This window comes from Pedobacter puniceum (assembly GCF_009674685.1).
Taxonomy (GTDB): Bacteria; Bacteroidota; Bacteroidia; order Sphingobacteriales; family Sphingobacteriaceae; genus Pseudopedobacter; species Pseudopedobacter puniceum.
Window position 1 is genome coordinate 1492256 of sequence record NZ_WKJI01000001.1, and the last position, 12512, is coordinate 1504767.

At 34.9% G+C, this 12512-nt stretch carries 7 protein-coding genes; all 7 read right to left on the bottom strand.

The features are described 5' to 3' along the window. Nucleotides 1-133 precede the first annotated feature (133 nt). A complete protein-coding gene (locus tag GJJ64_RS06500) occupies nt 134-4240 on the bottom strand; it encodes a hybrid sensor histidine kinase/response regulator transcription factor (RefSeq protein WP_154286863.1) in 4107 nt (1368 codons plus the stop codon). Nucleotides 4241-4401: 161 nt separating this feature from the next. Continuing rightward, the gene (gene galE, locus GJJ64_RS06505) at nt 4402-5421 is read right to left on the bottom strand and encodes a UDP-glucose 4-epimerase GalE (RefSeq protein WP_154286864.1); all 1020 of its coding nucleotides are present in this window, start codon (nt 5419-5421) and stop codon (nt 4402-4404) included. Between the two features lie 2 nt (nt 5422-5423). After that, nucleotides 5424-6800 carry a phosphoglucosamine mutase gene (gene glmM / locus GJJ64_RS06510; RefSeq protein ID WP_154286865.1) on the bottom strand — a complete coding sequence of 459 codons (1377 nt, stop codon included), beginning with the start codon at nt 6798-6800 and terminating at the stop codon, nt 5424-5426. A 9-nt stretch (nt 6801-6809) separates the two neighbouring features. Next, nucleotides 6810-8735, bottom strand: a complete 1926-nt coding sequence (gene nagB / locus GJJ64_RS06515; protein ID WP_154286866.1) for a glucosamine-6-phosphate deaminase — start codon at nt 8733-8735, stop codon at nt 6810-6812. A gap of 1 nt (nt 8736) precedes the next feature. Continuing rightward, complete coding sequence (locus GJJ64_RS06520) at nt 8737-10014, bottom strand: sugar MFS transporter (protein ID WP_154286867.1); 1278 nt, start codon at nt 10012-10014, stop codon at nt 8737-8739. Between the two features lies 1 nt (nt 10015). After that, the gene (locus GJJ64_RS06525; RefSeq protein WP_154286868.1) at nt 10016-11137 is read right to left on the bottom strand and encodes a phosphotransferase enzyme family protein; all 1122 of its coding nucleotides are present in this window, start codon (nt 11135-11137) and stop codon (nt 10016-10018) included. 189 nt (nt 11138-11326) lie between these two features. Further along, the gene (locus GJJ64_RS06530; protein WP_154286869.1) at nt 11327-12397 is read right to left on the bottom strand and encodes a substrate-binding domain-containing protein; all 1071 of its coding nucleotides are present in this window, start codon (nt 12395-12397) and stop codon (nt 11327-11329) included. Nucleotides 12398-12512: the final 115 nt, after the last annotated feature.

The window sequence follows — 12512 nt, forward strand, 5'->3', positions numbered from 1 at the left end:
TAAAGCGGAATGCTTATAATAGTCAGAAGACCGAAGTTAGAGGACAAAAGAGGCTAAAGGCTTACAGAACTCATGGCTGATAACTGGTAACCCACAACTGGAAACTGAAAACTGATTACCTGCAACCTATAAATTAACGTTCTCCTTCAGCATAATCAGATGGGGATTTGCCGAATTGTTTTTTAAATTCTTTACTGAAGTATTTACGATCATTGAAACCTACAGAATAAGCAATTTCTGCAATGCTAAGTTGGTTATCTTCTAAAAGCTGAGCTGCTCTTTTCAATCTCACAGATTTGATAAAATCTGTGATGGATAAATCTGTTAAAGCCTTAATTTTTTTGTATAAAACGGTTTGGCTCATTCCTATTTCTACCACCAAACTGGTTACATTAAACTCTGGATTTTCTAGGTTATCTTCTACCAATTTCATTAGCTTATTTAAGAATTTTTCATCCGGAGATTCAAGCTCTAACTTCCTTGGCATCAGCATCACTTGCTTGCTATATCTCTCTTTTAAAGCTTCTCTGCCTGCTAATAAGTTTTTAACACTTAGCTCTAAAACATGGATACTAAATGGCTTAGTGAGGTAAATATCTGCACCAGCCTCTAAACCACCTATTTGATGCATATTGGCAGCCATAGCGGTAAGTAAAATCACTGGAATATGGCTAGTTCTTTCTTCCTGTTTAAGTTTCGAGCAAAGTTCAAAACCATCCATTACAGGCATATTTACATCACTGATGATGATATCTGGTAGTTGCTCTGTAGCCAGTTCCCAAGCTTGCAAACCGTTTACACTTTCTAAAATATGGTAATATTTATCTAAAGATTGCCTAATAAAAGATCTCAATTCATCATTGTCCTCTACAATTAAAATGGTGTATTTTTTCTCTTGTGATGATAGTGCTTCTTCTTCTACAAAAGGCTGCGGGTATAAATCAATCTCGGGCAACCAAACGCGTTGGTTTTCTAGAACATCGCTTTCTTGGGCAAATTCTTCTTTTGTAAAATGTGCCTGACCTTTTTTAAGGCTTACTTTAAAGGATGTTTTGCCGGTAGCCTGTTCTGTTTCTGGCTGACTCATCAAGCTAATACTACCATGATGCTGCTCAACAATGTTTTTTGATAAAGCTAAACCAATTCCCCACCCTTCTTTTTTATGAGTACTTTGCTTGGCTTGATAAAAATTGGTAAATATCTTTTTTTGGTCTGCCAATGATATACCTATCCCGTTATCTTCAACGGTTATATGTACCTCGTTTTCATCATCAGCTAAAGCTAAAACAATAGTTCCACCGTCTGGGGTGTATTTAAAAGCATTAGATAAAATGTTATACAACACTTTCTCCATCTGGTTAACATCAAAAAATACAGGTAATTGCTCTTGAGGGCTTTTAAAAATAAAATCTATTTGCCTACTTTCTGCAATACTGGTAAAAGAGTTAAAAACATTCTGGCAAAAAGCTACCATATTATGCTGCTGAACCAAAATTTTCATGTTACCAGTTTCTATTTTCCTAAAATCTAATAACTCGGTAATAAGCCTTAATAAACGCTCTGCATTGTTTTTAATATGAACTATTTGCTTATTAACCCCTTCTTGTGCTGTAGTTTGTTTAATTAAATTCTCTAAAGGTGCAAATATGAGGGTTAAAGGCGTTCTAATTTCATGAGAGATGCGGGTAAAAAAATCAAGCTTTAATTGGTAAAGCTCTTCTATTTTTTGCGAGTTTAAATGCTCATAATATAATTGCGTTTCTAGTCTGGCTTGTCTTCTAAAAAATCTAATCACCAAAAACAATAGCCCAGAAGCCATCATAAAATATAATAAATAAGCCCACCAAGTTCTCCATAGTGGAGGTTTAATGATGATGATTAATTTTGATGCTTGCGGATTCCATAAACCATCGTTATTGCTAGCTTTAACAAGAAAATCGTATTTTCCTGGAGGCAAGTTGGTATAAGTTGCTGATGGAGTGCTTACATAATTCCAGTCTTTTTCAAAGCCTTCTAGCTTGTAGGCATATTTATTACGCTCTGGGTTAATGTAGCTTAAGGCTAAAAAGTCAATTGTAAAAATATTCTGGCTAGCACTAAAAACTATCTCTTCTGTAAAAGAAATATCTTTCTCTAAAAGCCCGTCAGGACCGTTGATACCTACTGGCTTGTTAAATAATTTCAAACCAGAAAATACTACTTTAGGAATACTCTTGTTTTCTTCTATTTCTTTAGGCTGAAAACTCACCAAGCCATTATAGCTACCAAAATAAAGTTTCCCGTTCTTATCTTTAAAAGCCGAGTTATAATTAAACTCATTAGCCGGTAAGCCATCTGCTACGGTATAGTTTTTAAATATTTTCCCGTGGGTATCAAATTTTGATAGGCCTCTATCAGTACTAAGCCACAAGTAACCTTCTTTATCTTCTAAAATAGAGATAACATTATTGCTATTTAAACCGCTTTCAGTAGAATAGGTAATAAAACCTCTAGTTTTAGGAATATACAAACTTAAACCTCCGTGATGAGAGCCTATCCAAATACGGCCTTTACTATCTTCCATAATTTCATTAATATGACCAGATTGCAAAGCACTTTTAGATGCTGTATTCTTTAAAAAATAGATGGCTTTTGTACTTCTATATGGAATTAGATTAAGACCTTTTGCAGTGCCAACCCATAAATTACCTTTAGAGTCGCAATATACTTTTCTGATGTAACTACTACTTAATTTTATTTTAGAGTTCTTACTGGTATCGTAAACACTAAATGTTTCGCTTTCGCGGTTAAAAAGATTAATACCTTTAGATGATGTGGCTACCCATAAACGGCCATCTTTATCTTCGGTAATACTACTTACGTAGCCATAACTTATAGCTTTAGGATTATTAGGATCTGGATTATAATGCTTAAAAACACCAGTTTGCGGATTGTAAACATCTAAACCTCCTTGAAAAAGACCAATCCAGATATTCCCTCTACTATCTGCAAAAATATCTTTAACGGTATTATGCCCTAAACTATTTGTATTGAGTGGATTATTTAAAAACTGGGTATAACGTTGGCTTGCTTTGTCATAATAGTTTAAGCCCTGTCCTTCTGTTCCTATCCATAAATTACCACTTCTATCCGCAGTAATTACACTAATAATATCACTACTAATACTATTTCTGTATTTACTATGCTTTTCTACTGTAAAAGGTATAGTGTTAGGATGCTTTACATTTACGCCCCCAAACATGGTTCCTAACCAGATAGAACCCTGGTTGTCTTCATAAATTTCTTTGATAGAATTATCGCTTAAACTATTAGGATTTTCAGAATCATGACGATAGATGGTAAACTTCATATCCTTGGTATTCAAGATATTTAGTCCTGTCATGGTGGCTATCCATAAGTTCCCCTTTTTATCCTTAATAATCTTACGGATGTTATTGCTGCTAATGCTATTTTTTACTAAAGGATTTACTTGATAACGAATAAATTTTTGTGTGGCTTCCACAAACATATTTAAACCACTCGTTTCTGTACCTATCCAGATATTTCCATTATTATCTTCTGCAAAAGTTTTAATAGAATTACCGCTTAAGCTGTTTTTATCGTTCTTATCGTGATAATAAGATTTTAGATAAGGTCTATTATTTTTAAAGCTTAAAACAGTTAAACCTGTTGTAGTACCAATCCAAACACGTTTTTTACTATCCTCAAATACACTATAAATTTGATTTCCGGCTAAACCATTTTTCTGATAAAGTTTTATAAAATTTCTATCTGTAGGTTTATGAAGAATACTAAGTCCGTCATTTGTTCCGAAGAATAATTTACCATCTCTAGTTTGATGTATGGCTAATACAATTCTATCACTAATACTACCTTTATCATCCAGATTATACTTGATACGCTCAAAAGAATCGCTCTCTGGGATGTAACGATTTAAACCATCTTGTGTGCCTATCCATAAGTTTTTACTTCTGTCTTCATATATGCTATAGATATAATCATTGGTACTGATAGAAGAAGTGTCTTTTGGATTGTTTTTATAGATTTTGATGCTTCTACCATCATAGCGGTTTAAGCAATCTCTAGTACCAAACCACATGTAGCCCCTACTATCTTTATAGATAGAAAGTACTGTACTTTGCGACAAACCACTACTTATAGACAAGTGATCAAAAGATAGCTGTCCATAACAAATGGATGAGAAAAACAATAATACAATAAAAAGGCTACGTTTGGACATAAAATCAGGTTTAGCAGTTTTGCGCCTAACTGTAAACTAATTTATGGATAAAAATGAGTACCCATCAATTTTACAACAATTAAACTATAATTTAAATCCTAATCCTAAATTTAAGAAAGCTTTGTTGCTTTTTTGAGTTCTATTTTACAAAATCAAATGAATTAATGATTAAGGCTGTTTTCCCAAGCCCAAGAAGACTGTATCATGTCCTTTAAATTTAAAGTTGCCTTCCATAAAAGCTCCTTTTCTGCTTTACTGCAATCTGCATAAACAGCTTCAGCATCTCCTGGCCTTCTTGCTCCAATCTGATGAGTTAAAGATTTCCCAGTTGTTGCTTCAAACTGTTTGATGATTTCTAAAACGGTTGTTCCTTTACCTGTTCCAATATTGTAAACTTCAGAAGAACTTTGGCATTCCTGATTAATAATTCTTCTGCATGCCGCTAAATGTGCTTTGGCTAAATCTACCACATGAATATAATCTCTTACACAAGTACCATCAACTGTATTATAATCATCACCAAAAACAGTTAACATAGCCAATTTCCCTTTTGCAGTTTGTGTAACATAAGGGAATAAATTATTAGGAATACCTTTTGGTAACTCGCCAATTAAAGCGGTTTCATGTGCACCAACAGGATTAAAATATCTTAAAGAAATAGCATGAAATGAAGCAGCATCACATACTTTTTCTAAAATCTCCTCGCCCATTTGCTTAGTACTTCCATAGGCAGATAAAGCTTTCTTAAACGGCGTTTCTTCTGTAGCAGGTAACTCATCTGGCTCGCCATATACCGTTGCTGATGATGAAAAAACCAAACCTTTTACGCTATTTTCCTGAATCAGTTGTAAGATATTGAGTAGAGATATTAAATTATTTTGATAATAAAGCAGTGGTTTTTCTACCGATTCGCCAACAGATTTAAAGGCTGCAAAATGAATAACTACATCTACCTGATGTTTCTTAAAAATTTTGCTCATGGCAGCTAAATCGCAAACATCATCCTGATAAAATATAGGCTCTTTTTGTGTAATTCTGATGATTCTATCTAAAATAAAATGTTCAGAATTACTTAAATTATCTACTACAATTACCTGATAGCCTGCCTTAAGCAACTCTACCACAGTATGCGAACCTATATAGCCTAATCCGCCTGTTACTAAAACCGTTTCTTGTTTCATGTTTATGATAATGCTTTTACATCCTCTATAATTTGATTGGCAATTGCAACAGCCGCAGCTTCAGATTTTGCCTCTGCATAAACCCTAATGATAGGTTCTGTATTAGATTTCCTCAATTGCACCCATTGGTCTTCAAAATCTATTTTTAAACCATCTATAGTATTACAATCCTCATGCAGATACTTATTTTTCAATTGCTCCAAAATATCATCAATAGATTGTGATGCACTTAACGTGATTTTATTTTTAGACATGTAATACGCCGGATAGCTTTTTCTCAACGCAGAAACAGACTGCTTTTTCTTAGCTAGGTATGTTAAAAATAAAGCAATGCCTACCAAAGCATCTCTACCATAATGTAACTCTGGATAAATGATACCACCATTACCTTCGCCACCTACAACAGCGTTATTGGCTTTCATTAAGTTAACCACATTAACCTCGCCAACGGCAGAAGCAGCATAAGTTTCGCCTGCTTTTCTCGTGATATCCCTTAATGCCCTAGTTGATGATAAGTTAGAAACCGTAGCTCCTGGTTGGTGTTGTAATATATAATCGGCAACAGCCACTAAAGTATATTCTTCACCAAACATCTCTCCATTTTCACAAACGAAACATAATCGATCTACATCTGGATCAACCGCTATTCCTAAATGTGCTTTTTCCTTTATCACTAAAGCCGAAAGTTCTGTTAAATGCTCTGCTAAAGGTTCTGGATTATGAGGAAAATGACCATCAGGTTCGCAAAACAGTTCGTAAACCTGATTTACTCCTAAAGCTTTTAATAGCTGAGGTACAAATATGCCACCACTAGAGTTTACTGCATCTACAACAATGCTAAAATTAGCTGCTTTAATAGCTTCTCTATCTACCAAAGGTAAATCTAAAATCATAGCTATATGCTGCTGCACATAATGGGTTTTATGGTAAACTTTGCCCAAATGGTCTACACTTACATAATCAAACTCTTGTTCTGCCAATTGCAATACTTCTTTACCATCAGCATCGCTAATAAACTCACCTTTATGGTTTAACAATTTTAGGGCATTCCATTCTTTAGGATTATGACTAGCAGTTAAAATAATACCACCGCCAGCTTCTTCTAGCGGAACTGCAATTTCTACCGTTGGTGTAGTAGACAAGCCAATATCAACAACATCTATACCCAAACTTTGCAAAGTACCAGTAACTAAATTGTTTACCATAGCACCAGAAATTCGAGCATCTCTGCCTATCACAATTTTAGGATTATTTGTTTTAGATATTACCCATTTGCCAAAAGCTGCTGTAAATTTCAATATATCTGGTGGTGTTAAACTCTCACCTGCTTTACCGCCAATAGTCCCTCTTATTCCTGATATAGATTTGATTAAAGTCATCTTAACTCATTAAAATTTAAAACGTACAAAAGCCTCAATAGCTTCATATTCTGCCAAGCCTAATTGATTGTAGCGATGTGCTGTTTCGCTGGTTCTTTCTTCTGCCCTCACCCAAAATTCACGAGCATCATCACCCGGGAAAACCGGAATATCTTTTTGAGATTGATGCTTAAATATAGCCATACGCTTACGAGCTACCTCTTGCGGAGAAAGTGGAACAGCCATTTCTATATCATGAATCTCAAACTCATGCCAAGCACCACGATATAGCCATAACCAACAATCTTTAACCCAATCTTCGGTTGCTTTCAATCTTTTTAAAGCTTCATAAATGATATCAAAACAAACTTTATGTGTACCATGTGGGTCGGCAAAATCTCCGGCAGCAAAAACCTGATGAGGTTTTATTTTTTGTAACAGAGCCATTGTTTCTTGAATATCATCCTCATAATTAGCTTGCTTTGTGCTTTTATTTCTGTCGTAAAAAGGAAGGTTCTGGAAATGGATGTTTTCATCGGGCAAACCTGCATATCTAGCACCTGCAATAGCTTCTCCTTTTCTGATTAAGCCCTTAATTGTTCTTAAAGGAATGGTATCTGCCTGGTTAGGTTTTTTCTTATTGATAAAATCTCGCATCTCCTGATATTGCTTAGCCAACTGCTCGCTATTGCCATCAAAACCTTGAGACTTTAAGAAATCTATCGTAAACTCCACAAAACGTAGAGCATCATCATCCCAAACGGCTGTATTTCCAGATGTTTGATAAGCTACATGAACTTCATGCCCTTGGTCTGCCAAGCGGATAAAAGTACCACCCATAGAAATCACATCATCATCTGGATGTGGTGAAAATACGATGGCCCTCTTTTTAGCTGGCAAAGCTCTTTCTGGTCGTTGCGAATCATCAGCCTCTGGTTTACCACCCGGCCACCCAGTAATGGTATGTTGTATTTGGTTAAAAACATCAATATTGATATTGTAAACCGGCCCCATCTCTGTTGCCAATTGTGCCATACCATTATTGTTATAATCTTCTTCTGTGAGCTTTAAAATTGGTTTTTTAAGTGTAGAAGCTAGCCAAACAACTGCTTTTTTGATTAGCGTTTTATCCCAAACACAATCTTTTACCAACCAAGGCAAATGGAAACGGGTTAATGCCGAAGCTGCATCTTTATCTAAAATAAAAGTAACCTGGTCTGACAGTTGTAGATAGGTTGCTGGTACTTCAGAAGAAATTTCGCCCTCAACAGCTTTCTTTACAATAGCGGCTTTCTTCTCGTTCCAAGCCATTAAGACAATCTCACGAGCTTTAAAAATGGTACCAATTCCCATCGTAATGGCTTTACGAGGCACATTATCTTTACCACCAAAATCTCTGGAAGCATCTCTTCTAGTTAAATCATCTAAAGTAACTAAACGCGTCCCCGAGTTTGGTGCCGAACCTGGCTCGTTAAAACCAATATGCCCGGTTCTACCAATACCTAAAATTTGTAAATCTAAACCTCCAGCATCGTTAATTTTCTTCTCATAACTTAAACAAAATTCTGCAATTTCATCCTCTGGCAAAGTACCATCAGGGATATGCACATTATTCATATCAATATCGATATGATTAAAAAGCTGCTGTTTCATGAAATGAACATAGCTTTGTGCAGCATCTGGCTGCATGGGATAATATTCATCTAAATTGAAAGTAATAACATTTTTAAAGCTTAAACCCTCTTGCTGATGCAGCCTTATCAATTCCTGATAAACTAAAACTGGTGTTGCACCTGTAGCTAAACCTAAAACAACTTTTTCTCCCTGGGCGCTTTTCTTTTTAATCAACTGAGCAATTTTATGAGCCACATCTATAGATGCGGTTTCAGGATTATCAAAAACCTGTACGGGTAATTTTTCGAAACGAGTTTCTTCTAATAAATTAAGTCTAAGCATGTTATAATGATTTTTTATGAGACGATTTTAATTGATAGCCATATACCCCAAAATAACCTATGAAAAGATAACAAGGTATCAGGATAATATAAGCTTGTTGAGTGTTTAAAACATCGGCTAGGTAGCCGTATAAAAGTGGTAAAATAGCTCCACCGGCTATGCCCATAATCAGTAAGGATGCTCCATCTTTTGTAAAGCGTCCTAATCCGGCCATAGCTAAAGGCCATATTGCTGGCCATATCAGCGCATTTGCTAAGCCTAATAAGGAAATAAAAACTACCGATAAAAAACCTGTAGTAAAGATAGCAGCAGCAGAAAAAACCAAACCTAATAGCGCACAAATACTTAATGCTTGCTGCTGATTAATATACTTAGGTATACAAATAACACCTATTAAATAACCAACAATCATACTCACTAAAGTGGTTGTTGTAAAATATTTTGCTGTTGATAATGCAATGCCCTGTGAAGCACCATAGCTGATTACCGTATCACCGGCAATAACTTCTGCTCCTACATATAGAAATAAAGCAATCGCACCAACTATTAAATGCGGGAATTGTAAAATTGACTTTTTACCTTCATTAGCTGCTGATGTTTGTGCATCTTCTTCATCGGTATTAATTTCTGGTAAACTAGAACGATAAACCCAAAAAGCTAGTAGCAGTAATGCAGTTACGATTAATAAATAAGGGATAATTACCCTTGTAGATAATTCGTTTAAAATAGTTTCTTTTTGGATAACCGACATGTTAAGCAATTGCTGTTCTATAGCATCGGTATTTTTTAAAGTAACAGCCCCTAAAACTATAGGTGCCAAAGCACCTGCAAGCTTATTACAAATACCCATAATACTAATTCTTTTTGCCGCACTCTCTGCCGGACCTAACACCGTAATGTATGGATTAGATGCTGTTTGTAAAATAGCCAAACCTGTACCTTGTATAAACAAGCCTAAAAGAAATACACTGTAAGTTCTGCTTAGCGCTGCCGGGATAAATATTAGAGCACCTAAAGCTATCACCATCAAACCTATACTCATCCCCTTTTTATAGCCCGTATATTTTAGCAATTTCCCTGACGGTACGGCCATCACCAAATAGGAAATGTAAAAAGAAAAGGCTACCAAATACGACTCAAAATTATCTAACTCACAAGCAATTTTAAGATAAGGTATTAATACCGAGTTTAACCAAGTGATAAACCCAAAAACAAAAAATAAGGCTCCTATCATGATGATAGGATTCACACCTTTCTGAACATTTTTTTGATGCTGCATATTATTTTAGCTTGTAAATACTGTAAGTAGATATGATTTCTTGTAGCTCTGCTTCATGCTCTTCTAGCTGTTTTAGCAAATGCAATTGTGCTTTGGTACGCACCAAATTATGCTCTGGATAAGCAATTTTAAAGTAATGATCTCCTTCAAGATAGTCTGTAAGAAACCTTACTGCCTGCATATAAGGAAGTAGAAAAACACCTAGAAGTAAAGATTTTACCTCATTAGCAGTTAAAAATTTTCCGGCTTCCGCTAGATAGCCTTTAGTGTAAGCTTCAAATAATGGTATGTTTAATTTAATCTTGCTTAAATCCGCCTCATCTTCTGCGGCAGTATTGATAATGGTACGGATAGCATCTCCAAAATCATAAGCTACGTAACCCGGCATTACGGTATCTAAATCAATTACACAAATAGCTTTATCTTGCTGATTAAAAAGGATATTATTGAATTTAGTATCATTATGGGTAATTCTTTTAGGTAAAAGACCTTGTTGCCCCATATCATATATCCTTCGCATTTGGGTAACTCGGGCTAAAATAAAATCAATTTCTTCTTGTACGTTTGCAGCTCTATTTGCTTTATTTTCCTTCAAAGCTTTATTAAAATTATCTAACCTGAATAAGATATTATGAAAATCTACAATGGTTTCAGACAAAAGTGAAGCATTCATATCAGACAGTAAAGCCTGAAATTGCCCAAAAGCTCTTCCACCCTCTTCTGCCTGCTGCTCTGTTTCAACAATATCAAAGCTTTTAGAATCTTTTATAAAAACATACATCCGCCAGTAGTTGCCATCCTCATCTTTATGATAAAGCATTTTGTTTTTTGCAGGAATAAGCTCTAAAACCTGTAAATCGCTCTGTTGCAAAAGCTGCATCTTTTTCTTTAGATAATTTAATACCAAATAAATATTATCTGTTAAAGCCGATACATCCTTAAAAACATGATGATTGATGCGTTGTAACAAATAATTGGGCTCATGAGGCTGCTTATTGTACAAGCAATAAGTATCATTAATATGCCCCGAACCATAATTTAAACCTGAAGTTTCAACCTCACCAGAGATAAGGAAGTTCTCTACTATTTTTTGGATGTCTGCTGCCTTTGCTTTAGCTTTCATATTTAACAAGCATGTATTGTTATACATGTAATATTTATAAAGTAAATATAATGTGTTCGCACACACAAAAGCAAATTATTTTTTAAACTATTATCAACACACAAAATAAAAAACACAAAAACAAGCTTTTAAAGCTTAAATACTATGCGTTTAAAATGTTTACGCACACACAAAATGTGTTTAAAAAAATTAATACTCGGGTTTATCTAAGAAATAATTAAGATTCTCTTTAGTTACAATATCCAAAGGTAAATACTTAAAAACGGCAACCTCTTTTTTAAAAATTAAATGATTAGCTAATTGATGTACTCCCCAATACCCCTGCCCTTTGGGGTTTTGGTTAATGAGGAAACTAATCATCCCGTTATTTAAAAAGTGTACATTTTTAGGAAGCAAATCATAACCAACTATTTTTATATGATGGATATGACGCTCTTTTAAATAAGCAGCAATCTCAAAAGCTTTAGATGTAGTTACGTAAATTCCTTTTAAATCGGGGTTATTTTCTATCACCTCACTCAACTGTTGATGAAAAACAGAAAACTGAGCGCTTTTGAACTCTCCTTTAATGAATTGGTAAGTATCATTTAATTGGTTTTGTATAAAATAGTTCCTAAAACCACTCTCCTTTTTCACCAAGTGAGCAGCATTAGTAATATCTTCATCAAAATGAGCAATTAAAATACTACTTGGTTCTGGCAAACCGTAATGAAGCATTTTTGCAGCTAGCATACCGCTTAGATAAGAATCTTGTCCGATATAACTTAGCGGTTGGTAATCTGTAATTTCGGTATTAAAAAGTACAAATGGAATATTTTGTGCCTTCCATTGCTCAAAAAACGGAAGTGCTTCTCGATAAAAAATCGGCGAAAGCAAAACACCATCAAGCTCGGTTTTATGAAGTTGCTGAGCTGCTTCAATAAAAGAAGCTACCTCGTAAGGATTAAAAAAGTAAAAATTAACCTCTACACCAAATTGCTTCAATTCTTTAAAAGCTTGCTCAACCCCAGCTTTAGGCCCGTACCAATAAACATCAAATTGAGCATCAGGAATTAAAGCTGCAAACCTATACACCTTTTGCGAACCTAAAGCCCTAGCCATTAAATTGGGTTCGTAATTCAACTCTTTAATGATGCTAAGTACTCTTTCCTCAACATCTTTGGCCACTCTACCACGCTTATGCAAAACCCTATCTACAGTACCGGTTGATACATTTGCCTTAAGCGCTATATCTTTAATTCGTACTGTTTTATCTTTCATGTTACTTTGCGTTTGCGCACAAAAATAATAGAAAAACAAAATACATTATCTTTTATTTTTGAAGTAAGATATATGTGACATCATTGGATGATACAGAAAACAACACAGCCTCAGG